Consider the following 26,160-nt stretch of genomic DNA (forward strand, 5'->3'; position numbering starts at 1 on the left):
TGATGACTAAGAAAAGAATTTATGAAATTGCAAAAGATTTAGGCATCGATAATAAAGACGTGGTCAAAAAGGCGAAAGACCTTGGCTTTGATGTAAAAAATCATATGTCATCACTAGAAGATTCTCAGGTGAATCAATTGAAGGGTAGTTTTAGCAACCCCGCTCCCGCTAAAAAGCAAGAGAAGCAAGCCAATAAAAAGAGCAGTAAAATCAAAATTTCTGTCACTTCAATTCGTAAAAACGAAAAGAACCACGAAGAAACCAAAAATACTAATGGCCCTCGACGTAGCAATAATCGTAAAGCGAATAACCGTAGTCAACAAAATCAAGACCGTTCTAAGCAAGCTACTAATCAGAATCACGCGCAAAAAGTTACCAAACCAGCTGCTCAAGATTTGCTAAAACAGTTGAAACAAAAGCAAAGAGTTGAACAAAGTTCATTAAACAAGCAGACAGAAAAAGCGCGCGAGTCATATCATAAAGATATAAATAAGCCTGATAGTACAAAAGAAGAAAAGAAATCAACTGAAAAAACAGAATCTACTGTTTCAAAAGTAACTAAGGTGGAGAAAACAACGTCTACAGTAACTGGTCCAAAAATCATTAAACCATCACCAGCCAGATTGAAGCAAAATCAAGAAACTTCTTCTAACCAAGTTAGAAAAATTGACAATGCTGCAGCTCCTGAACCTGCTAAAGATGAAAAAAGACGCGGTAACGGTCATAATTCCCGCAACGCAGGAAAACCAGGACGTAAGGGTAAAAATCAGTCATTTGGCAATAACAGCAATGGTTTCTCAAAACGTCAAGAGAAGCGCAAGAATAAAAATAAAAAACATCAGGTTGAGCAAGTGCCTAAAAAGCAGCCAACTCAAAGAAAAGAGCGTCCATTACCAGAGACTCTTGTATACGAAGTAGGAATGAATGCCCAAGACTTAGGTAAAATTTTACACCGTGAACCTGCTGAAATTGTTAAGAAATTGTTCATGCTTGGTGTGATGACCAACCAAAATCAATCATTAGATAAAGATGCAATTGAATTAATTGCTGCAGAATATGGTATCGATGCTGAAGAGAAGGTACATGAAGACATAGCTGATATCGACAACCTTTATAGTAAGCGGATGGAAGCATCTAAGGAGTCGAAACATCAACACAAACGTCCACCAGTTGTCACAATCATGGGTCACGTTGATCATGGTAAGACAACTTTACTTGACCGTTTGCGTCATACTCATGTTACTGATCATGAAGCAGGTGGTATCACGCAGAAGATTGGTGCATATCAAGTCAGAATCGATAACCAACCAATCACATTCTTGGATACCCCAGGACACGCTGCATTCTCAAACATGCGTGAACGTGGTGCTGAAGTAACTGATATTGTTATCTTAGTTGTTGCTGCAGACGATGGTGTAATGCCACAAACTATTGAGGCCATTGACCATGCTAAAAGTGCTAAGGTTCCTATTATTGTAGCCATTAATAAAATGGATGCTCCAGGTGCAAATCCACAACACGTTACTGAACAGTTAATGAAATATAATTTAATTCCTGAAGATTATGGTGGCGACACAATTTTCGTCAATATTTCTGCTAAAACTGGTGAAAATGTTGATGAATTGTTGCAGATGATTTTATTACAGGCTGATATGATGGAATTAAAGGCTGACTCCACACAAATGGCAATTGGTACTGTAATTGAAGCACGTTTATCTCGTGGTCGTGGTCCTGTAGCCGATGTTCTTGTTCAACAAGGAACTTTGCGTACAGGTGATCCAATTGTTGTCGGTAACCGCTTTGGTCGTGTCCGTGTAATGACAAATGACCGTGGTCGTCAAGTAGAAAAAGCAACGCCGTCAATGCCAGTTGAAATCACTGGATTGAACGATGTTCCTGAATCAGCTGATAAGCTTGTTGTCTTTGAAGATGAAAAGACTGCTCGTAGTGTTGGTGAACAGAGAGCACAACAGGCATTGCAACAATCACGTGAAAACGTTCAACATGTTACTCTTGACAACTTGTTTGATACGATGAAGAAAGAGAACATGAAGGAAGTTGACGTCGTTTTGAAGGCCGATGTTCAAGGTTCAGCAGAAGCATTACAACAATCACTTGAAAAGATTGAAGTTGAAGGCGTTCGCGTTAATATTATTCACGCTGGTGTAGGTGCTGTTAATGAATCAGACGTTACACTTGCTGGAGCTTCTAACGCATTTATCATTGGGTTCAATGTTCGTCCAACGGCAACTGCCAAATCACAGGCCGAAGCTGATGGTGTTGATATTCGTTTGTACAGTATTATCTATAAAGCAATTGATGATGTTAAGGCCGCTATGCAGGGTATGCTTGAACCAACATACGAAGACAAGGTTGTTGGTAATCTAACTGTTCGTGAAACTTGGAAGGTTTCAAAGGTTGGTACAATTGCCGGTGCATTTGTTGATTCAGGTTACGTTTCTCGTGATGCTGATGTCAACTTAATACGTGATGGCGTGGTTATTTACTCAGGTAAAGTGGCTTCTCTGAAACGCTTTAAAGATGATGCCAAAATTGTTAAGCAAGGATTTGATTGTGGTTTAACCATAGAAGGCTACAATGATATTAAAGTAGGCGATGAACTTGAAGCCGTTGAGCAACAAGAGGTAAAGCCTAACAACTAGTTTAACTAGGAGGAAAACATGAAACACAGAGTAGGTCGTGTTGAAGGAGAAATCCTCCGTGAATTAACTAAAATTTTGCGGAAAAATATTCGTGATCCGCGTGTAAGTGATGTTACAATTACAGCAGTTGAATGCACTAATGATCTATCATATGCAACTATTTATTACAGTATTCTTTCTGAAAGTGTTAAAAAGGAAGAGGAAGCTGCAGCTGGTTTAGAAAAGGCAAAAGGGATGATGAGACACCTGTTAGGACAAGTGTTGACAGTCTATAAAGTTCCTGAGCTGATTTTTAAACGCGATAATTCAGTTAAATATGGTAGTAAAATTGACCGTTTGATTGCTGAAGTAAAGAAGCAAGATGAGGATCGCAATAATTAATTAAGAAGCGCTTGCGAGCGCTTTTTTTATGGAATAGGAAAATATGATAAACGGAATTTTAGTAATCGACAAAGATAAAGGCATGACAAGTGCTGATGTTGTCTATCATTTGCGAAAAGCATTACATATCAGAAAAATTGGTCATGCTGGTACACTAGATCCAGATGTGACAGGTGTACTGCCAATTGCAATTGGCCAAGCTACTAAGCTAATTGAATTAATGCACACACAGAATAAAAAGTATGAAGGCACAGGAATTATTGGTTATGCGACTGATAGTTATGATGTAAGTGGGACAGTTTTAGAAAGTGAAAAAATCACAGCCCCAATTTCAAAGGAAGCTATCCAACAAGCAATGCAAAGCTTTGTGGGAGAAATTGAACAGGTTCCGCCAATTTATTCCGCTGTTCGAGTTAATGGTAAGCATTTATATGAATATGCCCGTGCCGGTATTGAAGTAGAGCGACCAAGGCGGCAGGTGCAAGTTTATCAATATGATATTAAAAATGATCCAACCTTTGATAAGGAAAAAGGTGAGGAAAGTTTTGACTTTCAGATTGAATGTAGTAAGGGCACTTATGTCAGGTCTCTGGTCAACGATCTTAAAACTGAATTGAATGTTCCTGCAGTTATGGAATCATTGAGAAGAACTGCTAGTTCAGGTTTTGACTTAAGTCAAGCAGTTAAACTGGATGAAGTAATTAATGCACCTGGAAAAATTACCGATTTTATTCAACCAATTGATGCTTTTTTCAAGGATTATGAGTATATTAACTTGAATGATCAACAATGGCCTAAAGTTAAAAATGGTAATGCAATAGTTTTGAAAACGAATGCAAAAAAAGTTGCGTTAAGGTACAATAATAGCATTAAAGCAATATACGAAAAGGATGACCATATGTATCATCCGTTTTTAATGCTATTACAAAACCAATAAGATGAAATGAAGGCTTTATTGTGCAAATTATCCATTTAACTTATCCAATTAAGGAGAATATTTTTCCTACTAAGATTGTGCTTGCTTTGGGCTTTTTTGATGGCGTACATCGTGGTCATCAACATTTAATTAGAACTGCCAGAGAAAAAGCAACTGAGAAAAAGCTTCCTCTTGCAGTGATGACATTTGACCTTCATCCAAAATCAGTTTATCAAGGAGCAGATGTTAGCTATATCGACAGCCTAGAAGAAAAAGCATACAAAATGGAAAAATTAAATGTCGATTATCTTTTGGTAATGCATTTTAGTGATGCTTTTTGTAAGTTAAGTGCTCAGCAATTTATTGATGAAATTATTGTGAAACTTGAAACAGATACAGTCGTTGCTGGATTTGATTATACCTATGGTCCAAAAGACGTAGCAAATATGGAAAATTTTCCTAAGTTTGCTAAAGGCAGATTCGATATCGTCAATGTGCCACAGCAGTCATATGGTGGACAAAAAATTGGTTCTACTGAAATAAAAAAAGCCATTGTTAATGGTGACATAGAACTAGCTAATGAACTTCTTGGCTTTCCATATATGATGTCTGGTAAAATTGGTCATGGTTTGCGCAACGGGCATAAACTAGGTTTTCCAACTGCTAATTTGGTTTGGCAAGATAATAAGGTTATTCCAAAAATTGGTGTTTATGCCACAAAAACAAAGATTGATGGGCATTGGCATGATTCAATGACTAGTGTTGGATATAATGTAACGATCAGCGATGGAAAAAAAGTTTTAATTGAATCAAATTTATTTGGCTTTGATGAAGAAGCCTATGGCAAAAAAATGGCTATCAAATGGTACAAGTATACACGTGGTGAGATTAAATTTGCTAATTTGGATGATTTGAAGAAACAAATGGAAGCAGACGAGACCGAAATAAAGGCTTATTTTGCTCAGCAAAGTTAATTTTAGGTAAACAGTAATTCAAGTTAAAATTAATTGCGAAAAAATTAGCACTCAACTTGACATTCTGCTAAAAGCTAGTATCATAATAATTGTTAGCACCAAAAAAGTATGAGTGCTAAAAGTGAGGGCGATATTTATGTTGACCGAACGTCAAGAATTAATTTTAAAAACAATTATTAATGATTTTACTCAGACGCATGATCCTGTTGGCTCAAAAACAGTGATGAATCAGTTACCGATGAAAGTCTCAAGTGCGACAATTCGAAATGAAATGGCTGCGCTTGAAGATAAGGGTCTTCTTGAAAAAACACATCTTTCAAGTGGACGAATTCCGTCGATGGACGGTTATCGGTACTATTTAGACAACTTGCTTGAGCCACTTAAGATACCATCCTCTGTTTACAAGAGAATTGTTAGTCAACTTGATCAACCATTTCATCAAGTTAATGAAATTGTTCAAGAAGCAGCAAAGATTTTATCTGATTTGACTAATTACACAGCTTTTGCAGAAGGGCCAGAAAATAATGATATCACAATAACTGGTTTTAGAATTGTCTCTTTAATTAATAGACAAGTGATGGCAATTTTAGTTACTAGTGATGGTGATGTTCACAACCAAGTTTATAACTTGCCACGTAACATCAGTGGTGATGAAATTGAAAAAGCAGTTCGAATGATTAACGATGAGTTAATTGGTAAAACGCTAAATGAGGTTACATCATCTTTGCTTAATCGAACTTTGGGTAAGAAGCTTGCTAATTCTCATGCAAGTGACTTACTTGAGTTGGTTGAAGACGTCATTAAAGATGCTACAAGTGAGCAAATGTATGTTGATGGTCAGATTAATTTACTTAATAATACTTCTTTGGATGATGTCTCAAGTTTACGCTCTGTTTATGAGTTAATTGATCACAATGATTTGATTTCAGATATGGTTGATCAATGTATGAACTCAGACAGTGGTAGGTATCCAATTCGTGTTAGTTTGGGTTCAGATTTGCCAAGTGATTTACTTAAGGACTATAGCCTGCTCACTGCGGAATATAGTGTTGGTTCACATGGTAAAGGCGTAATTGCTTTACTTGGTCCTAACAATATGCCATATTCGCAAGTAATTGGTCTTTTGGAATATTTTAGAAATGAACTTGCTAAGAAACTACTTGAGTATTATGGTAGATTCAAATAAAGGAGGTTAGCCGTGAGTAAAGAAAAATATGCTAGTGAAAAAGATCTAAACAAAGATCAAACTAAAGCTGAAGAAAAAAAGTCTGATACAAAGGCTAATACTACAGATAAAAGTAAGAAACCTGAGACTTCAAAAAAGCTTGAAACAGAATTAGCAAAAATAAAAGAAGAACAAAAAGAACTAGAAGACAAGTACCTTCGTAGTCAAGCGGAAATGCAGAATATGCAGAACCGCTACAACAATGAACGTGCTCAATTGATTAAGTATGAGTCACAATCCTTAGCTAAAGATATTTTACCAGCAATGGATAACTTAGAAAGAGCATTGGAAACTAAGGTAGATGATGAGGCGTCGCGTCAACTTAAAAAGGGTGTTCAAATGACCTTGGATGCGCTTGTTAAAGCCATGAAGGATCATGGAATTAGCGAGATTGATGCTGAAAAAGCACAGTTTGATCCGAACTTACATCAAGCAGTTCAGACTGTTGCAGCTGAATCCGATGATCAAAAAGATCATGTCGTTCAGGTTCTACAAAAGGGATATTTATATAAAGATCGCACATTAAGACCAGCAATGGTTGTTGTTGCTCAATAATTGAAAGGATGATTATTAATGTCAAAAGTTATCGGTATTGACTTAGGAACTACTAACTCAGCAGTTGCAGTTCTTGAAGGAAAAGAACCTAAGATTATTACTAACCCAGAAGGTAACCGTACTACTCCATCTGTTGTTGCTTTTAAAGATGGTGAAATTCAAGTTGGTGAAGTTGCTAAGAGACAAGCAATCACCAACCCAAACACAATTTCATCAATCAAGCGTCACATGGGTGAAGCTGACTACAAAGTTAAAATTGGTGATAAAGCTTATACCCCTCAAGAAATTTCAGCAATGATTTTGCAATACATTAAGAAGTTTTCTGAAGACTACTTAGGTGAAAAGGTTACTGAAGCTGTTATTACAGTTCCTGCATACTTCAATGATGCACAACGTCAAGCAACTAAGGATGCTGGTAAAATTGCTGGTTTAGATGTTAAGAGAATCATCAACGAGCCTACTGCTTCTTCACTTGCTTATGGTCTTGATAAAGATGCAGAAGATGAAAAAGTTTTAGTATACGACCTCGGTGGTGGTACTTTCGATGTTTCAGTTTTGCAATTAGGTGATGGCGTCTTCCAAGTATTGTCAACAAACGGTGATACTAACCTTGGTGGTGACGACTTTGATAACAAGATTATCGATTGGCTAGTTCAAAACTTTAAGGATGAAAATGGTGTTGATCTTTCTAAAGATAAGATGGCTTTGCAGCGTCTAAAGGATGCTGCTGAAAAGGCTAAGAAAGACTTATCTGGAGTATCTTCAACTCACATCTCACTTCCATTCATCTCAGCAGGCGAATCAGGTCCACTTCACCTTGAAACAGATTTAACTCGTGCTAAATTTGATGAATTAACTGCTGATTTGGTTGACCGTACAAAGATTCCATTTGATAATGCATTAAAGGATGCAGATTTAACTGTAAATGACATTGACAAAGTTATCTTAAATGGTGGTTCAACTCGTATTCCAGCTGTTCAAGAAGCGGTAAAGAGATGGGCTGGCAAAGCCCCTGATCACTCAATTAACCCTGATGAAGCTGTTGCCTTAGGTGCCGCAATTCAAGGTGGTGTCATTTCAGGTGACGTTAAGGATGTTGTTTTACTTGATGTTACTCCACTTTCACTTGGTATTGAAACCATGGGTGGTGTCTTCACTAAGTTGATCGAAAAGAACACAACTATCCCAACTTCAAAGAGTCAAATCTTCTCAACAGCTGCTGATAATCAACCAGCCGTAGATGTTCATGTTTTACAAGGTGAACGTCCAATGGCTGCAGATGACAAGACTTTAGGTCGTTTTGAATTAACAGATATTCCTGCGGCTCCTCGTGGTGTTCCTCAAATTCAAGTTACTTTCGATATCGACAAGAACGGTATCGTTAACGTATCTGCTAAGGATATGGGTACTGGTAAGGAACAAAAGATTACTATCAAGAGTTCATCTGGTTTGTCTGATGAAGAAATTCAAAAGATGCAAAAAGAAGCTGAAGAGCATGCTGAAGAAGACAAGAAGAAGAAAGAAGAAGTTGATCTTCGTAACGAAGTTGACCAATTAATCTTCTCAACTGAAAAGACTTTGGATGATGTTAAGGATAAAGTATCTGAAGAAGATACCAAGAAAGTCAAAGATGCTCTTGAAGCTTTAAAGAAAGCTCAAAAAGATAACAACTTGGACGAAATGAAGACCAAGAAGGATGAATTATCTAAGGTTGCTCAAGACTTGGCTGTTAAGCTTTACCAAGCTAATGGTGGTGCTCAAGGTGCTGAAGGCCAAGCTGGTCCTCAAAACCCTGGTTCACAAGATGGCAATTCAACAGGTGGTTCTGCTGACGAAGGTGAATTTCATAAAGTAGACCCAGACAAGTAAAGGGTTTATAATTAAATAAATTAGAAAAGAACTGCCGCAATAGTAGTTCTTTTCTTTTGTAAAGTAAGGAGCTTTTAGATGGCACAAGAAGATTATTATGACGTGCTAGGTGTTAGTCGTGATGCCAGTGATAAAGAAATCAACTCTGCTTACCGTAAATTAGCTAAAAAGTATCACCCTGATATAAACCATGAGCCAGGTGCTGAAGAAAAGTATAAGAAAATTAATGAAGCTTATGAAGTTCTTCATGACCAACAAAAGCGTGCACAGTATGACCAATTTGGTTCTGCTGGTGTAAATGGTCAAGGTGGCTTTGGCGGTGGAGCAGGTCAGGGCTATGGTGACTTCAGTGGTTTTGGTGACTTTAGCGATATTTTCGGTGATATCTTTGGTAATGGTGCGCGTCAGCAACACGTTGATCCAACTGCACCTACTAGGGGCGAAGATTTAGATTATACTTTAACCATTGATTTTATGGATGCAATTACTGGTAAGAAGACTCAGGTTTCATATACTCGTAGCGAAACCTGTTCAACCTGTCAGGGTAGTGGCGCTGAAAAAGGAACACATCCAACAACATGTGACAAGTGTCAAGGAACTGGTTATATGACCATTACGCAACAGTCTTTAGTTGGTGTTGTACGAAGACAGACAACGTGTGACAAGTGTCATGGCCGTGGTGTAATTATTGAGCATCCATGTCAGACATGTCATGGTAATGGTGTTGTTGATGGCAAGAATACGATTGAAGTTAATATTCCTGCAGGCATTGATAACGGCCAACAATTGCGCTATGAAGGTCAAGGTGAAGCTGGTAAAAATGGTGGACCTTACGGGGACCTATACATCAGTTATCGAATTAAGCCTTCAAAAGAATTTGAACGTAGTGGTAACACAATTTATACAACAGTACCGATTTCATTTGCACAAGCTACTTTGGGTGATGAAATTAACGTTAAAACCGTCCATGGTGAAAAGAAGTTGAAGATTCCTGCTGGTACTCAGCCAAATAAGAAGTTCACTATACATGGTGAAGGTGTACCATACTTACGTGGTAACGGTAATGGTGACCAAGTAACCACGGTTCTGGTTCAAATTCCTAAGTCAATTAATGAAAAACAAAGAGAAGCACTGGTTGAATTTGTCAAAGCCGGCGGAGGATCAATTACCCCACAGGAGAAGGGTTTCTTTGAACGCTTAAAAGATAAATTACAATAAACTATCAAAGCAATGAGTTTAATAACTTGTTGCTTTTTTGTTTAAGCGGGATTAAAAGATTAGCTGAGATGACAATTAAAAGTTTTATCCCTTTTAGCGAATTTGCTATAATAGGAAAGATAGAGTAAAGGGTGCAATTTATGGATATTAAAAAATTACAAGATTATCAAGAACACATTCGCAATTTTTCTATTGTGGCACATATTGATCACGGAAAATCAACAATTGCTGATCGAATTTTAGAGCTGACTGATACAGTTTCAGAGCGACAATTAAAAAATCAAATGCTGGATGACATGCCACTTGAGCGTCAACGTGGTATTACCATCAAAATGAACTCTGTAGAAATTAAGTATCATGCAAAAAATGGTGAAGACTATATTTTCCACTTAATTGATACACCAGGTCACGTCGATTTCTCTTATGAGGTTTCGCGTTCTTTGGCCGCCTGTGAAGGAGCACTGTTGGTTGTAGATGCTTCTCAGGGTGTTCAAGCACAGACTTTAGCTAATACATATTTAGCAATTGATGATGATTTAGAAATTTTGCCAGTAATCAATAAAATTGACTTACCTTCCGCAAATCCAGAGCAGGCTAAGGAAGAGATCACTGAAATGCTAGGTCTAGACGCTTCGGACGCTGCCGAGGTTTCTGGTAAGACTGGACAGGGAATTGACGAATTACTCGAACGGATCGTAAAGGATATTCCTGCTCCGTCAGGTGATTTAGAGGCTCCTCTTAAAGCGTTAATTTTTGACTCAAAGTACGATGATTATCGCGGCGTAGTTCTTTCCGTTAGAATAGAAGAGGGAACAGTAAAACCTGGCGATCAGATTAAGATTATGAATACCAACCAAGAGTATGAAGTTACTGAAGTTGGTGTCTCAAGTCCTCATCCAGTTAAAAAAGATTTATTGATTGCTGGTGATGTTGGTTACTTAACGGCTAATATTAAATCTGTTCGAGAGACACGAGTGGGTGATACGATTACTTCAGCTGAACACCCCACTGCAGAACCTCTTCCTGGCTATCGTCAAATACCACCAATGGTATACTCTGGTATGTATCCAGTTGACAATGCTAAATATGACGACTTAAAAGAAGCTCTCCAAAAGCTGCAGTTAAATGATGCTGCATTGGAATTTGAACCAGAAACTTCAACTGCTTTGGGATTTGGATTTAGATGTGGTTTTCTTGGCTTACTACACATGGATGTGGTTCAAGAACGGTTAGAACAAGAATTTGATTTGGATTTAATTATGACCGCGCCTTCGGTTGATTATCATGCAATTATGAATGATGGTTCAACCAAAGTAATTGATAATCCAGCCGATTTGCCATCAGCAGGAGAATATAAGGAAGTTCAAGAACCTTATGTTAAGGCTGAAGTAATGGTTCCAAACGATTTTGTCGGACCAGTAATGGAACTTTGTCAACGTAAGCGTGGCGAATTTGTCACAATGGATTATCTTGATAAATACCGTGTCAATGTGATTTACAATATGCCACTTGCTGAAATAATCTATGACTTCTTTGACGATTTGAAATCTTCGACTAAAGGTTATGCATCACTTGATTATGAAATTACGGGATATCGTGCAACTGATTTAGTTAAAATAGATATTTTGCTTAATAAGCAGGTAATTGATGCATTGAGTTTTATTGCGCATAGGGATGAGGCACAAGATCGTGCACGTCAAATGACCTCTATGCTTAAGAAGCTGATTCCGCGGCAAAACTTTGAAGTTGATATTCAAGGAGCAATTGGTGCAAAAATCATTTCACGTGCTACAATTAAGCCTTATCGAAAAGACGTTACCTGGAAAATTCACACGGGTGACCCAGACCGTCGTGCTAAGTTATTAGATAAGCAAAAACGTGGCAAGAAACGAATGAAAGCCGTTGGTCGTGTAGAGGTACCACAAGATGCTTTCATGGCTGTCTTACGAATGAATGATGACGATTTAAACTCTAAATAATAAATTGTTTAACAAAATAAGCAAGGCTGCGACTCTATTATCTGATGGATATTAATCCTTATGTATTTTTAGAATATAATCAGATAATGGTGTCGCAGTTTTAATCTGGTATTTTTATCAAGCAGATAAAGATAAGTGTAAATAGAAAAAGGCTTAATTAATTTAATGATAGATTGGAAACAGCGCACAGGAGAAGAGCTAGCTCCTGAACTAGTTGAAAAATACCAACTTGGCAATACTGAGGCAAAATTATTTTCTTTACGTGGTATTAACACTGATGAAAAACTGAATTTTTGGTTTAATGCAACAGAAGAAGATTTAGCAGATCCCAGCTTAATGCGCGACTTGGATAAAGCAGTTGCAAGAATCAATGATGCAATTGACAAAGGGGAGAAAATAACAATCTATGGTGACTACGATGCAGATGGCATTACTGCAACCAGTATTATGATGGAAACCCTGGCTATCTTAGGTGCAGATGTTCATTTTTTCATTCCTAATCGTTTTCGTGATGGTTATGGTCCCAATATGGCAGCTTATGAAAAAATTGTTGCAGACGGAACCAATTTAATCATTACTGTAGATAACGGGATAACAGGGGTTGAAGAGGTAGCTTACGCTAAGTCCAAGGGGGTCGATACTATTATTACTGACCACCACAAAATTCAAGAAGATGTACCGGATAGCTATGCAATTGTGCATTGTGATTTTTCTGGACAAGATTATCCCTTTGACGACTATTGTGGTGCCGGTGTAGCTTATACAATCTGTCGGCAATTAATGCAAGATCCAATGCCAGAACTATTGGAACTTGCAATGATTGGAACAATTGGTGATATGGTAAAAGTTTCTGGTGAGGGTCATATCATCGTAAAAAGAGGACTCCAGCAGCTTAATCAAACTGAGCGCCCTGGATTACGCGCTTTAATTAAAAATTCTGGCTTGAATTTTGGTCAAATCAACGAAACAGATATCGGCTTTAATATTGCTCCACGACTTAATGCAGTTGGAAGACTGGCTGATGCAAGCTTAGCCGTAGAATTATTACTGAGTGAAGATGAAGAAGAGGCCCAAGAAATTGCAGACCGGGTTGAGAAGCTCAACGATGAACGTAAAGAACTAACGGTTGAGGTTTATCAAAATTGTTTGGAGCAAATTAAAGCGAAGGGCTGGCAATCCAAAGGAACACTAGTAATTTATAATCCTGAATTCCATGAGGGTGTTTTGGGCCTTGTCGCAAACAAGGTTGCTGAGCAGGTGCATAAACCAACAATCGTTTTAACTAAAAATGATGATGGAATTGTTAAGGGATCTGGACGTTCTATTGCAGGTTTCAATCTATTTGATGCTCTCGATCCACTTAAAAAGGATCTATTCTTAAAGTTTGGTGGCCATGATTTTGCCTGTGGTCTTTCTATGGAAGAGAGTAAAATTGAGGCGCTAAGAAAAGCACTTGAAGATAGTTATCATGGCGTTCATGAGCAAATTGTAAAGCCATATGATATGGAATTGCCTTTTGAAGAGCTTACGATTGATTTAATTGATAAAATCAATCAAGTCGGTCCATTTGGAACGGATAATCCGCAACCCATTTTCTGCATATCTCAACCACAAATTAGTGGCTGCTTTTATATGGGCAAAGAGAAAAATCACATTAAAGTAACGGTAACTAAAGGAAATGGAAAACTTGAGGTTGTTGGCTTTAACAAAAAATATCTGACAAAAGTTCTGTTGCCATACATTGATCAGATGTTTATTCAACTCGGTAAGAACACTTTTCGTAATCAAGTTAAGCTGCAAGGCATTATGGAAGGGATGATCTTTGCTGCGCCTAAACTGGCTGTTCCTGCTCCAGTAGTTGATTTAAGGCAAGAAAAATATGTCATGGGTTTTGCTGACCGCTACATGTTATTCGATAAGAAAAACAAATTTGCAGCAATGAATAATTTCGACCTGGATGAAACCAAAATTACTTTAGCCAGTGAATATGATGAAGATGAAGATGGAGAAGTGGTCGTTTTACTTGATGCTCCTCATAATCAGAATGAGTTAGATTTTGCACTTAGCAATAACTTTGAGCAACTGTACTTGCGCTTTTTAATGGATCAGCTACCTGTAAAGAATATTCCAGATAATAATGCATTTGAGAGTGTTTTACGCTATGTTTATTCCCATCCTGGACTAAGTGCAGAAGATTACCGTCAGGTAGGGCCATTTCTCAATCTAGACTATAATAGTATTCTATTCATCCTTCGGGTACTTTTTGAACTTAATTTCGTTGAAATGAAGCAAGGAAAAATTGTAGGCGTTAAAAATCCGGCTAAGGTGCCTTTGACTGCTTCTAAATATTACAATGGTATTAGCTCACAGCTAAGTTTTATCAAGCAACTTCGACAAATGCCAAGCAGTCAATTGCTAATGTACGTGAATAAGCAATTAAAACAGCATTAATACAGATGCGCAAATATGCAAAAAATGGTAGAATGAGTGTGTAAAACAGCTTAAGTTATAAGATTGTATTTTTGGAGGTCTTTCTTCTTTTGGCAAACGATTTTAAAGAACACATTGCAAGTGTTAATAATTTCCCTAATGAAGGTATTGTATTTCGCGACATTACCCCGATTTTACAAGATGGAAAATTATTTCGAGAGGCCACTCATGAGTTGGCTGAGTATGCTAAAAATAAGGGTGCTGACGTCATTGTTGGCCCTGAGGCGCGAGGATTTATCGTTGGTTGTCCAGTTGCAACTGAATTAGGTATTGGCTTTGTTCCAGCCAGGAAGCCGCATAAATTACCTAGGGATGTTGAACGTGCTTCTTATGATTTGGAATACGGTTCAAATAGTTTAGAGATGCATAAAGATGCCCTTAAGCCAGGGCAAAAAGTGGTGATTTGTGACGACTTGCTAGCGACTGCAGGAACACTAACTGCTTGCAAGCAGTTAATTGAAAACCTAGGAGCTGAACTAGTTGGCGCTGCTTTCTATATTGAATTACCTGATTTGCATGGTAGAGAAAAGTTACCTGATTTGGATGTCTTTTCATTAGTTCAATATCACGGTGCTTAAAAAATAAAAAGATTGCACTTTCATAAGTACAATCTTTTTTTGTACTCTTTTTAGAGCAAGATTTTTAACATCAATGAAAAAGCAAACTATACTAAATATGTCTGAATGAAAAAGTGCTAGCAAGGAAAATGCCATGATCTTTTCATTTGATTTAGGTTGTCAAAATGTTGTTAAAAAAAGAATTAGCCAGCAAAAATAATTCCTAAATGAAAATCATTTTAAGTTCCAAAAAAAGTGTTCAATTTTTTTTACAAGTGAGACTTGAGTGGATATAATGGTACGGTATTTCAAAAAAGGGGATAGAGTAATTTGCAATTAAGAAAAGCAACAATGGCCGATTTTGACCAAATTATCACTATTTTAAAAGACGGTGCTAACCAGTTAGCTGAACGTGGAGTCAATCAATGGCAAGGTGACTACCCTTCAAAAGGCCAAATTAAGGAAGATATTGAACAAGGTTGGGCTTTTTTAGCTGAATCTGATGATCATGAGACAGTTGGTGCTATTGCAATTGTCGATGGTCCAGATCATGTTTATGACCATTTAGATGGTCAGTGGCTGTGTGATACTGATAACTACGTAGTAATTCATCGTGTTGCAATTAAATCGAACCATGCTGGAAAAGGCTATGCTACTCAACTTTTGCAAGCTGTAATTAACGACGTTAAGGATAATCGTGACGAAATTGATTCTGTCAGAATAGACACACACGAAGACAATAAGGCAATGCAACATTTAATAGATAAAATGGGCTTCACCAAAGTTGGTCTCCTTCATGGGGTTTACCGGCCAAATGAAACCTCATATGTCTATGAATTGAAAAAATAAATAATTAGTTTTGATGAAGACTCTCAAGTATTTGGGAGTCTTTTTTCTACTAGAAAAAAAAACGCACCAAATTAATTTGATGCGTTTAAAAAATATGTATTTAACGTTGCTTACTTTTACCTGTTCTTCATTATTGGTTGGTAAAAGAGGTCAATGACAATTGCAGCTACTAGTGCCACCAAGAATGTAATTGCGAGATTAGTCCAGCTAATCTTATCCATTGCAATCCCCAAGATTGCTAAAATGACTGTTAGAATGATGTCACCTAACTGAGTTAAACCGACAGCTTTGGAAGGGTAATCTTGCCAAAAGTAACGTTTTGTTCTTGTAATTAAGATCAGGAACATTGCACTCAAAACAAGATATACGTAAACCATGGTTGAAATCGTCCCATGATTCCAGCCATGAGTATTCAGATAGGCAACGGCTAGGATACCAATTAAAGTCCAACCAGAAGCTAGTGAAAAAGCAATTTTTGCCAATCTAGCCATATTCCAATTTTCTGGTTTGTAGGTAATATGCGTTCGGTCAGTACCAATCATCATCGTTACCATATTATTCATAATAGTATAAATAACCATTGCGTTTAGAGCCATTGGAATGTAACCAAAGAAGAGGTAGCCAAAAGTTAGTAACATGGTCAGTTCAGCTGTTCTTGCGAGCTTGGTAAGAGACCAAGTAGTCATTCGTTGGTATACGCGATGTCCCGCATCGAGAATTTTAACGATTGAAGTTAGTCCATCCGTTAAAAGAACCATTTTACCTGAGCGTTTTGCAACGTCGGCCGCATTGGAAACAGCAATTCCAACTTCAGCTTGTCTAAGGGCAGGTGAGTCGTTCACACCATCACCAGTCATTCCGACAATATAACCTTTTTGCTGGAAAAACTTAACCATTTTTAGCTTATCTTCTGGCAAAACGTCTGCAATTCCGGCTAACTTGTTTGTGTCAGTTTGATCCGTAAAATCATGAATTGAAATTACTTCGCCTTCCAAACCGACTTCTTTCGCAACTGCCTCAGCAGTTTTTTGGTTGTCACCAGTTAACATAATAGGCATAACACCACGTTTTTTAAGTTCAGCCAAAGCTGCTTTTGAATCGGAGCGAACTTTGTCTTGTAAAATAAAGACACCGGCTAACTTGTCATCAATTAGTAAGGCAACGGAACGGCCTGCACCAAAATCAATGTCCTTAACTTTATCAGTAGCGGATACATCAATAAGTGACAGCTGCTTAAAAGAACCTAATTTGACATTATATCCAGCAATAGTAGCCATTGAGTAGCCAGTACTTGAAGTAAACGGTGTAAAGTCATCAGGTGCTTTAACCTTTAGGCCAAGACTAGAAACGTAATCATCAATTGCAGAATCAATGATTTTTTTATTGCGTTGATCAGTTGCAGCAGCAGCTAGTTCTAGAACTTCGCTATCAGTCATCTGACTAAAATTGGTCCAATTGGCAACTGCTGTCTTATTTTCAGTAATAGTTCCAGTTTTATCAAGTAAAATCAGATTTAAGTTGGCAGCATCTTGAATACCAGTTAAATCAGCTGTCAAGACACCTTCCTTACTTAGTCGAGTTGCTTCAAATGAGTTCGAAAGGGCAAAGGTTGAGGGCATTGCAACCGGAATAGAGGCAATAAACATCATTGCCAAGAAAGGCAACATTTCAATAAAATTACTTATCTTTCCACCCTTAAAGAAGAAAGCAATGACTATTACTAGGGTCAAGATACCATCCAAAATACACAAATAATAAATAATTTTGGTTAGGAGTTGTTGTAAGTGTCCTGGAGCAGCAGAGTTGTTAATTAGATTAACGGTCTTGCCTGAACGGGAATTAGCACCAGTTGCAGTTACCGTTGCCAAGCCGCTACCTTCTACAACCGTGGTTCCAGCATAAGCAGTGTCTTTTACCTGCTTTCTAACAGTTTTTGCTTCACCTGTAATTGAGCTTTCATCTGTAGAAATTTGTCCGTCGATTAGCTTCACATCAGCTGCAAGAACGTCTCCAGCTTGAATACTAACTAAGTCACCAGGTACAAGGTACTTTGAATCAATATTTTGCCATTTATCATCGCGCATTACGGAAACAGTTGGAGTTAATTTATGCGAGATATTATTTAAAACGCGTCTTGACTGTTTCTTTTTAGATGCTCCGTTCCAAGCCGCAAATAATAGCATGAGTAGGACAAAGAGCGACTGAATCCATTTGCCTAAAATGCATTCTAGTAACAATGCTGCTTCCAAAATCCATGCCGATAAATTCCATAATTTTGATAAAAATTCCTTGAAAAAGTTGAATTGAGGTTCGGGGACTTCATTTAAACCATTTTTAGTAAGGAATTCATCTGCTTTGGCTTGGGTTAAACCTTTAAAATTTTCAGACATAATTTATCCTTCCTTAGTTTTTAAATACTTATCTAAATTAGCATAAAAGGGGCTTTTTTTCTAGCTAAAGGGTTAGCTCATATCAGTTTTTTACCGACATTATACTTAACTGAGAAGCGAATTTTATCTGCATACAAAAAGCCTGCATTGCTGCAGGCTTTTTCAGGTTAACAAATTAGTCTTTGTCAACACTGTCTGGGAAAGTAGCTAAACGCTCGCCTTCACCAAGTTCTTCTTCGATTTCAAGTAAACGGTTGTACTTTTCAACACGTTCTGAACGAGCTGGGGCACCAGTCTTCAATTGACCACCGTTGATAGCAACAGCGAAGTCAGCGATGAATGTGTCACCAGTTTCACCTGAACGGTGAGAAATCATAGTGTTGTAACCATTCTTACGTGAAAGACGAATAGTTTCCAAAGTTTCAGTAACAGTACCGATTTGGTTCAACTTGATCAATGATGCGTTACCAGCACCTTCCTTAATAGCTTTAGTTAAAAGCTTAGGGTTAGTACAAATAAAGTCATCTAAAACAATTTGAATTCTGTCTTTGTGGCTTTGAGTGAACTTGATCATACCTTCAACGTCGTTTTCGTCGTAAGGGTCTTCGATAGAAATTAATTCTGGGAATTCATCAAGTAACTTGTCGTAGTATTCAGCTAATTGATCATCATCGAATACTTTGCCTTCAAAGTGGTACTTGCCATCTTCTTTGTTGTAGAAGTATGAAGCAGCACAGTCACAAGCAATAGCAATATCTTCACCTGGCTTGTAACCAGCTTTAATGATAGCTTCGTGTAAAGCTTGTAAAGCTTCTTCAGAGTTCTTCATGTTAGGAGCGAAACCACCTTCATCACCAAGGCCAGTTTCGTAACCCATATCTTCAAGAACTTTCTTCAAAGTATGGTAAGTGTTAACGATCTTTTCAAAACCATCACGGAAAGAAGTCTTCTTAACTGGAGTGATCATGAATTCTTGAACGTCAATACCGTTGTCAGCGTGCTCACCACCGTTAATAACGTTGTGGAAAGTTTGTGGCATTTCAAGGTCAGTACCGCCAAGGTATCTGTACAAAGGTTGGTTGCTGTCCTTAGCAGCAGCGTCAGCTGTAGCCATTGACACACCTAAAATTGCGTTAGCACCAAGTTCAGCCTTGTTTGGTGTACCGTCTAATTCGATCATTACACGGTCAATGTTAGCTTGGTCATGAGGGTCTAAGCCTTTCAAAGCTTCAGCAATCTTAGTATTAACATTGTTAACTGCTTTAGAAACACCTTTACCACCAACGCGATCGCCACCGTCACGTAATTCAACAGCCTCATTTTCACCAGTTGAAGCACCTGATGGAACTTCAGCTTTACCTACGACACCGTTTGAAAGGGTAACAAAAGCCTCTACAGTTGGGTTACCACGTGAATCATAGATTTCCAGTGCATGAACATTTTCAATGACTGATTTTAACATCTAAAAACCTCCTAAATAATACATGCTGTACCAAGTAGGTACATACATTAAGAGGAGCAAAGGGCTCCATCTCTACATGACAAATTTTAGCCTAAGTTTGTGATTATGTAAACATTTGTAAACGATTTCTACCATTAAAAAAATTTAAAAAATAATTAGTCGCTTTTTTAATTCAATTGAATTATTATTTAGCTATACATTTTTTAAAAAAATCAGTTTATTTTCTATACAAGGTGTTTATTATGGAAGAAGTAAAATTAATAATCGATTCTGGTGCCAATGAAAAAGCTAGTGAGAATTTAACCGTTGTACCATTGACCGTTACTATAGCGGGTAAGGATTTTCTTGATAATGAGGACCTTAACATGGAAGAATTTCTTACTAGTATGGAAGAAAACACTGAGGAAGGCAGAACCTCTTGTCCAAGTATTGATGAATGGCTAAAAGCCCTTGAAGGAAGTAAAAGAGCGGTTATGCTAACTATTACCAGTGGACTTAGCGGCAGTTTCTCATCTGCCTATCAGGCAAAACAAATTTATGAAAAGGACAATCCTGGTAGTAAGGTAATTGTTGTTGACTCAAGGACTGCGGGTCCAGAAATATCGGTTATTCAACGTGAAATTAAACGCTTAGTAGAAGATAAATCAGTTCGTTTTGTAGATATTGAACAAAAAATTTCAGAGTATAAAACCCATACTCACTTATTGGTTATTTTGCAGTCATTACACAATTTGGCCTTAAACGGTCGGGTCAATATTGCTGTAGCTAAGATGGCAAAAGTGTTGAATATTGATGTTGTCGGCACTGCAAGTGAAGAAGGTAAGCTAGAACCAATTTCAAAAGTGCGAGGAATGAAACGAGCTTTTAAAGAGCTTTTGAAGTTAATGGATGAACGGAAATACAAAGGTGGCCCTGTCATTATTGACCAGTGCAATAACGAAAAAGATGCCAATAGTCTTAAAGAAAAAATTCTTGCTCTATATCCCAAAGCAGAAATAGTCATTCGTCCAATGCGTGGTTTGTGTGCATTCTATGCTGAAGAAGGAAGTCTGATGGTTGGCTTTGATGATCTATAAAGTCCTAATAGCTGCTTACCAATTTTGTAATTGCACATAAAATAACAGCATAGTAAAAGCCCTAGTTATGATAAACTAGGGCTTTTTGTTAGGAAGATTATTTATTTCTTATGATATTTCAAAAAATTGTTCTTAAGTATCTTTATAGTTGGTAAGCTACTTAGATAGCTTTAATTTTAAAAAAGAATAATAAAAATACCGCAGTATTGTTGTAATGACTGCGGCATTTTTTACAAGCCTAAATTACTAATAATAGAAATTGTTGACAAATACTAAAACAAAAAACAGCTAGAGAGGTTGCACCTAGAATATCAGAAGGAAAGTGGGCTTTTAAACTAATACGAGAAATTACAACCATCATCCAAATTAAAATAAGAATCAATAATAATTTGCTACCTAATGTATCTGCAAAAAGTCGCCAAACGATTAAAGCCATGATTGTCGTTCCCAAAACGTGTCCGCTAGGGAAACTATAACCATTTTCTAAACTAGAATGCATGATTGGTCTTTTTCGGTGCATCCATTTTTTTAAAACAATGCCGACAAAGTCGGTAAAGCCAAGAGTAAATAAAGCCCAGAATGCTAATAAAGTTTCATTTTTACTCATTAAAAAGCTAGCAAGAAATACATCCCAAACCACTAATAATTTAGGATCATTAATGAAAGCAACGATTTGCCAACTAATTCCGTCACGCTGTCTGACAAATTTGTGATGTAGCCAGTGATCTAACAGGTTAAAGCGCCGTGAATTTCTAACATTGAAAATAAGTAACAGCAGAATTAAAGCGGATAAGCTAGCAAGCCAAATATAAATATCCAAATTACAACCCTACTTTCAGATAAATACCGAATGTATTTTATCAGCTTAATAGTGTTAGTTCCAACTAGGTACATAGCCTTGAACAAAACTTAAGAAATAAATACCTTGTAACTAAATTGGATAGTTTCAAAAACTTTTGTTGTGTATTCTATTTAGTAATATAATTTCATAAGAAAAAATTGGATAGTGGGGGATAGAATGAAGAAGTTTATTAAGAAAAACCAAGTGGTAATCATTGCAATCTTTTTTCAATTGCTATACCACTAGTTATCTTTTTATTTGTTGGTGATAAAACTAGTATAGGTGACTGGCTGGGATTCTTAGGGTCTTATATTGGAAGTATTATCACAATTATCTTTTCTTACGTGAATACGCAATATCAATTAAAATCAAGTGAATGGCAAACGGACATGCTAGCTTTGCGCGGTTTGTTTAATTCCTCTAAAAAATTGTCATTAAGATTCACACGCTATATAGTTCTATTAAATCAATTAATGCAAAAATCAGATAAGCCGTTAGATAAAAAAAGTTCTTGCAGTCTTTTTTGAGCAGTCCGAAAAATTCTTTGATGAGTTAAAAGATTATCTTGATAACTACAATTCTGCAATCATGGCAACAACTGAGGAAATATCCGGAGAATTGAAGCCTTACAATAGTAATTTTAGTAAAGAAGCTAGCAAGACATTTCTGACATTTACAAAAATGCTCAGTGCAGGAGATAAGAAAAATACTCAAGGTAATAAAGATGTAGTTGAAGTAAGAAGAGACTACTTAGAAGAAGTAAAAAGACTAGAGAAGGAACTAACAATAGTCCATAGAAAAATTAGGAAGCTATATAACCAACTTAAGTCAGGCAAATAATAGTATAAAAATGGGATTGGAGTATTAATAGTAATGAATAAAGTTTATCGATTTCAAAAGCAAAAAGGGAATACAACAATAAAAATGAAAATAGATTTGAGAGTAAAGACAATTTTAAAAACGATAATCATTAGCCTGATTGCTGTAGCTGTGATTTTCAGTTTGGTTAAACTGTAGGGCTAGTTCTAAATGATTTTGCAAATATAATGAAAGAGCTCAATTTGATTAGATCGCAAGTTTAGACAGATTAAGAAAACAATAGAATTGCTTTTAACTCTTTGACAAATTTTACTACCAAAGAGTAAATGAGTATAATCAAGTAGATAATAAACTACTTGATTTTTCTTTTGCCGTAATATAATAGGAGATTTTTAAGGATAATAATGTTTACTTGACATTAATGAAGGAAAAATTAGAATAACTGTATAGAATAAAATACTGAACAAAAGGAGATAGAAATTGAATAATAAAACAAACAAGCATGAAACTGTTGGTGAAGCTTTACGTGATATTGCACATCATGAACATGCTTTTGCGCTTGCAGACAATTCTACTAACCACATGGGAGATTTGGTTATATATGGACTTACCTATCTTTTCTTGATCCTATTACCTACTGATATCTTTGAAGTTGGCTGGCTATTTATTCTTGCAACACTCGTAGCAGCTATTAGTTTGGTTCGTTTTCAGAACTTTTTAAAGCATAAAATAGCTTCTGGTAAAATGACGACTTTTTGGGTAAATGCTAGCTTGCTTTCAACAGGAATTCGAAGTTTTGTAGTTGTTAATGCTCCTTTAACTTTTTTGAGTATTTCTATGAAATCAAGTGCTAGCATGTTTTTTTCGTTAGTCATCGGTTTAATTACCGGATTTGGCGGAATAGCACTACAGTACCACTATTTAGTAAGGAATAAAGTTATCGACAAACAGAAGGAGTCAAGAAGACAAACGGCCAAAAATTTAGGCAACTATATCAGTGAAGCTGCTAAAAAGAGTTATGCTGATCGCTTTTATTTTTTTGATCTTGTATGTGGCTATGTGATTTGCCTGAATTATTATTCATATTATAGTATCAACGTAACTAGTTATAAAGTCTGGCAGTTTGGCTTCACAACAGTCATAGTGCTTTTAGGTACTTGGTTATTTCAAAAGTTCCTACGTTACCGAATTAGCAAAAACCCAATTAGTAAAAGCTTTAAGTGGTGTTCTTTATTAATGACAGGAGCACGTGGCTACCTGATAGTAACAGCTCCCTGGATTGAAATTTGTTTACTTACAAATGCTTCGATCAATCAGTTGATGGTTAATCTCTTTGGTTGTCTTGCTGCAATAATCGGAGTAGGTTTACAGTATTTATTTTTATTAAAAGTAGGAATATTTAAAGGCTTAGTTTAAAAAATCAGTAAAAGTAATTTCTTTTACTGGTTTTTATTTGATGAATGAAGGCAAATCCCCTTCGAGTCCTTATACCTTTACATTTTTAGGTTAATGTATACACCAAAGTAATGATTGCTGACTATTTTAGCAAGGCAATTGACGAAGCGGTATATAAGAGAATTATGGGTGATGACTACGTGGCACCGTTTGCTTAGTAATATTAATGAAAATTTAGAACAAACATTAACGGAAGAGTCAATTAGTAAAATTGGCCCTTCTCTTTGGTTTGAGCATGGTTTTTTCTAGCAGCTCGAACTCGCATTGCTTACGGTGCCGGTAGGACATATTTGTTAAAAAAACTGCTAAAAGTGCCGACAACAAGTCCAACAGTCTTTAAAAACCGAAACCTTTAGTTTAGGTAAAGCTCTAAAATACACACTTCACCATATATTTGTGCACCTGCGATTGCTAAATTGCCCAAGGGAGTGCAAAAAAACGATGACGCATTACAAGTTGTCAAGCGTCTATGGTTAAGGCAGCCACGAGCAAGCGGATACGGCTATATTGTTGGCGGGGACAAGTGCTGTAAAGTGGGACATTTTTAGATAATATATAATTACGCTACTCAGATTTAATTTCTTAGAGACTTCTTTTGTTGGATTAAAGTATTAGATTTACAGACTTTTAACAGTATACACACTATATATAGAGGGATATTTTAAATAGTCTACTATATATTCCAATGATTTAAAAAGTAATTGACTTCATTAAATTAATACTATTAAATTAACTCAGATTAAATTACATTAAGGGAAAATGAAACACATGAAATATTATAATCAAGAGGATTTTCCAGATTCTATCGAATATCAATGTCCACCTAAAGAAGCTAAGCAATTTCAAGGAAAAATTTATAGATTTTCTAAAAAAGTCAATAATAAAACTGATAGCAAAGATTGGATATCAGACTCAAAAATTAAAAATGCATACAATAAATGGAGCTCTGTTAATAATTATGAACTAATGTGTCAGTCATCAGGGTATTCGTGCTTTCTCTCAGAGAAACAAGCTAAAACAGCATTTAATGAAATGACAAAAAAAAATAAAGCACTTAAAAAGAAATTTAAAAGTTTATACTATGTAGCGGTGAACAAGACTGACGGTGTTCTACTTGATACCACCAATCCAAAAAAAGAGTATGAACATTTTACATTCTGGATGTCATGTAAATCAGATATAGCTACACATCATTTTCAAGTAACCAAATTACAGGCATAATTATGGAAAAAATAAAATATACTCCTTTTAAACAAATTAATATTTATCATATTTATGACTATTATGATGAACCTATTCTTTATTCTTTTACTAGTGATACTGGGCAACTTTATATCGCTAATTTTATAGATTATGAAGAAAAAAGCGATACTGATGTGTGGGCTTTTTTACCAGTAACATTTGATAAGTTACGTCATTTGGAAAATAGTGATATTTCTTTACTTGATTTATATAAGAATCCAGTTTCAAAAATTACTTTTATTGAAAAGAAAAACACTGATCAAGATGAATTTTTTATTCAAGAAACATCTGAAATTAGCTCAAGTTGTTTACCAGATGAAGATTCTTTTATAGAGTATGAAGACATTTCAACATTAAAAAATTCAATGGTATCTGATCAAATTAATACAGATAATAGATATGGCATAGATTTTTCTATTCAGCCGATCCAGTATAAGCATGAAGTTTCTATTGGTATATACACAAGATTGTTAAATGAAATTCAAAATTTATTGACTGCTATTAAACAGCCCAAAAAATCCAAAACTTTGTTAAAGAGCTATGTGGAAGATAGCACAATACAGCTTCAAGTTGTAGGAACTTATCCTGGATCTTTTGGTACAAAATTGCTATCAAGTGGTATATCTTCATTAATAAATGACGATGAGGCATTACCATATAAAGAGCTTGTAGAGCTATTTCAAGACACACAAAATGGCAATGAAATAGAGCCCAATGAGATAGTAGAGAAATATGGCTGGCTTGTTCTCGAGCATCTAAATAAATTTTCTGAATGTATTACAGGAGTGAAAGGAGGCAAGATTAAGGCAGAAATACCACGACCAGGAGAAAATACTGAGATTGTGAATTCACATTTTACCCCTAATAATATTAGTAAATTTATAAGTAAAATTGATAAATTATCTCATACTATAAACGAAGAAACTAAAAATTTGAGCGGATACTTAACACGTTATGATTTTAACCAAAAGAAGTTTACTTTAACTGTTATAGATGGGAATGATAAATCTTTTAATTATAATGGAATTGTAAAAACAGAGAGAGAAAAATTTGTTATCCCAGCTTTTGGTCATGCAAAATTAAAAGTAACTGTAAGTTCAGATCATCTTAATAGGGTTAAAGAACGTGTTACATATGAGCTCTTATCATGGGAAAGTAGCGACGATTCAGATTAATATAATTAAAAGCCACTTCAGTTT

General features: G+C 36.2%; 20 protein-coding genes. 17 read left to right on the plus strand and 3 right to left on the minus strand.

Features of this window, described 5'->3' with window-relative positions; translation table 11 throughout:
• The first annotated feature begins 2 nt into the window (after window positions 1-2).
• The 12 genes from infB (at window position 3) to H3R21_RS00990 (ending at window position 15,676) form a co-directional block, all read left to right on the plus strand.
• Window positions 3-2,663 carry a translation initiation factor IF-2 gene (gene infB, locus H3R21_RS00935; RefSeq protein ID WP_046307039.1) on the plus strand — a complete coding sequence of 887 codons (2,661 nt, stop codon included), beginning with the start codon at window positions 3-5 and terminating at the stop codon, window positions 2,661-2,663.
• 18 nt (window positions 2,664-2,681) lie between these two features.
• On the plus strand, window positions 2,682-3,044 hold the full coding sequence (locus tag H3R21_RS00940; protein ID WP_046307037.1) for a ribosome-binding factor A: 363 nt from the start codon (window positions 2,682-2,684) through the stop codon (window positions 3,042-3,044).
• 43 nt (window positions 3,045-3,087) lie between these two features.
• A complete protein-coding gene (gene truB, locus H3R21_RS00945; RefSeq protein ID WP_046307035.1) occupies window positions 3,088-3,981 on the plus strand; it encodes a tRNA pseudouridine(55) synthase TruB in 894 nt (297 codons plus the stop codon).
• A gap of 20 nt (window positions 3,982-4,001) precedes the next feature.
• A complete protein-coding gene (gene ribF / locus H3R21_RS00950; protein ID WP_198182384.1) occupies window positions 4,002-4,934 on the plus strand; it encodes a riboflavin biosynthesis protein RibF in 933 nt (310 codons plus the stop codon).
• Window positions 4,935-5,070: 136 nt separating this feature from the next.
• Window positions 5,071-6,120 carry a heat-inducible transcriptional repressor HrcA gene (hrcA, locus tag H3R21_RS00955; RefSeq protein ID WP_046307033.1) on the plus strand — a complete coding sequence of 350 codons (1,050 nt, stop codon included), beginning with the start codon at window positions 5,071-5,073 and terminating at the stop codon, window positions 6,118-6,120.
• Between the two features lie 12 nt (window positions 6,121-6,132).
• Window positions 6,133-6,714: a nucleotide exchange factor GrpE gene (gene grpE, locus H3R21_RS00960; RefSeq protein WP_074425234.1), complete on the plus strand. Its 582-nt coding sequence runs from the start codon at window positions 6,133-6,135 to the stop codon at window positions 6,712-6,714.
• 18 nt (window positions 6,715-6,732) lie between these two features.
• On the plus strand, window positions 6,733-8,583 hold the full coding sequence (gene dnaK / locus H3R21_RS00965) for a molecular chaperone DnaK (RefSeq protein WP_046307030.1): 1,851 nt from the start codon (window positions 6,733-6,735) through the stop codon (window positions 8,581-8,583).
• A 78-nt stretch (window positions 8,584-8,661) separates the two neighbouring features.
• On the plus strand, window positions 8,662-9,801 hold the full coding sequence (gene dnaJ, locus H3R21_RS00970) for a molecular chaperone DnaJ (protein ID WP_198182385.1): 1,140 nt from the start codon (window positions 8,662-8,664) through the stop codon (window positions 9,799-9,801).
• A gap of 140 nt (window positions 9,802-9,941) precedes the next feature.
• Window positions 9,942-11,780: a translation elongation factor 4 gene (lepA, locus tag H3R21_RS00975; protein WP_198182386.1), complete on the plus strand. Its 1,839-nt coding sequence runs from the start codon at window positions 9,942-9,944 to the stop codon at window positions 11,778-11,780.
• A 168-nt stretch (window positions 11,781-11,948) separates the two neighbouring features.
• Window positions 11,949-14,231 carry a single-stranded-DNA-specific exonuclease RecJ gene (gene recJ / locus H3R21_RS00980; protein WP_198183047.1) on the plus strand — a complete coding sequence of 761 codons (2,283 nt, stop codon included), beginning with the start codon at window positions 11,949-11,951 and terminating at the stop codon, window positions 14,229-14,231.
• A gap of 89 nt (window positions 14,232-14,320) precedes the next feature.
• Entirely contained in the window at window positions 14,321-14,848 is a 528-nt protein-coding gene (locus H3R21_RS00985) for an adenine phosphoribosyltransferase (RefSeq protein ID WP_109715554.1), read from the plus strand.
• Between the two features lie 309 nt (window positions 14,849-15,157).
• The gene (locus H3R21_RS00990; protein ID WP_046307023.1) at window positions 15,158-15,676 is read left to right on the plus strand and encodes a GNAT family N-acetyltransferase; all 519 of its coding nucleotides are present in this window, start codon (window positions 15,158-15,160) and stop codon (window positions 15,674-15,676) included.
• A 116-nt stretch (window positions 15,677-15,792) separates the two neighbouring features.
• Here the strand turns inward: H3R21_RS00990 and H3R21_RS00995 are convergent, their stop codons facing one another.
• Both H3R21_RS00995 and eno read right to left on the minus strand, forming a co-directional pair.
• Window positions 15,793-18,066, minus strand: coding sequence for an HAD-IC family P-type ATPase (locus H3R21_RS00995; protein WP_198182387.1), 2,274 nt, complete (start codon window positions 18,064-18,066; stop codon window positions 15,793-15,795).
• Window positions 18,067-18,241: 175 nt separating this feature from the next.
• Window positions 18,242-19,528: a phosphopyruvate hydratase gene (gene eno, locus H3R21_RS01000; RefSeq protein WP_046307019.1), complete on the minus strand. Its 1,287-nt coding sequence runs from the start codon at window positions 19,526-19,528 to the stop codon at window positions 18,242-18,244.
• A 242-nt stretch (window positions 19,529-19,770) separates the two neighbouring features.
• On the opposite strand from eno, the gene H3R21_RS01005 reads away from it, so the two are divergent.
• Window positions 19,771-20,604: a DegV family protein gene (locus H3R21_RS01005; RefSeq protein ID WP_198182388.1), complete on the plus strand. Its 834-nt coding sequence runs from the start codon at window positions 19,771-19,773 to the stop codon at window positions 20,602-20,604.
• Between the two features lie 238 nt (window positions 20,605-20,842).
• Here H3R21_RS01005 and H3R21_RS01010 read toward each other — a convergent pair whose 3' ends face one another.
• Complete coding sequence (locus H3R21_RS01010) at window positions 20,843-21,424, minus strand: phosphatase PAP2 family protein (RefSeq protein WP_198182389.1); 582 nt, start codon at window positions 21,422-21,424, stop codon at window positions 20,843-20,845.
• Window positions 21,425-22,033: 609 nt separating this feature from the next.
• On the opposite strand from H3R21_RS01010, the gene H3R21_RS01015 reads away from it, so the two are divergent.
• From H3R21_RS01015 to H3R21_RS01030, 4 genes are all read left to right on the plus strand, one after another.
• Window positions 22,034-22,285 carry a hypothetical protein gene (locus tag H3R21_RS01015; protein ID WP_198182390.1) on the plus strand — a complete coding sequence of 84 codons (252 nt, stop codon included), beginning with the start codon at window positions 22,034-22,036 and terminating at the stop codon, window positions 22,283-22,285.
• 459 nt (window positions 22,286-22,744) lie between these two features.
• Window positions 22,745-23,680, plus strand: coding sequence for a hypothetical protein (locus H3R21_RS01020; protein WP_198182391.1), 936 nt, complete (start codon window positions 22,745-22,747; stop codon window positions 23,678-23,680).
• 807 nt (window positions 23,681-24,487) lie between these two features.
• Window positions 24,488-24,940 (plus strand): hypothetical protein, encoded by a 453-nt coding sequence (locus H3R21_RS01025; protein WP_109715548.1) that lies wholly within the window; start codon window positions 24,488-24,490, stop codon window positions 24,938-24,940.
• Between the two features lie 2 nt (window positions 24,941-24,942).
• Window positions 24,943-26,136: a DUF6575 domain-containing protein gene (locus tag H3R21_RS01030; RefSeq protein ID WP_198182392.1), complete on the plus strand. Its 1,194-nt coding sequence runs from the start codon at window positions 24,943-24,945 to the stop codon at window positions 26,134-26,136.
• Window positions 26,137-26,160 lie beyond the last annotated feature (24 nt).

Origin of the sequence: Lactobacillus sp. W8172 (assembly GCF_016102055.1) — a bacterium.
Classification (GTDB): domain Bacteria; phylum Bacillota; class Bacilli; order Lactobacillales; family Lactobacillaceae; genus Lactobacillus; species Lactobacillus apis_A.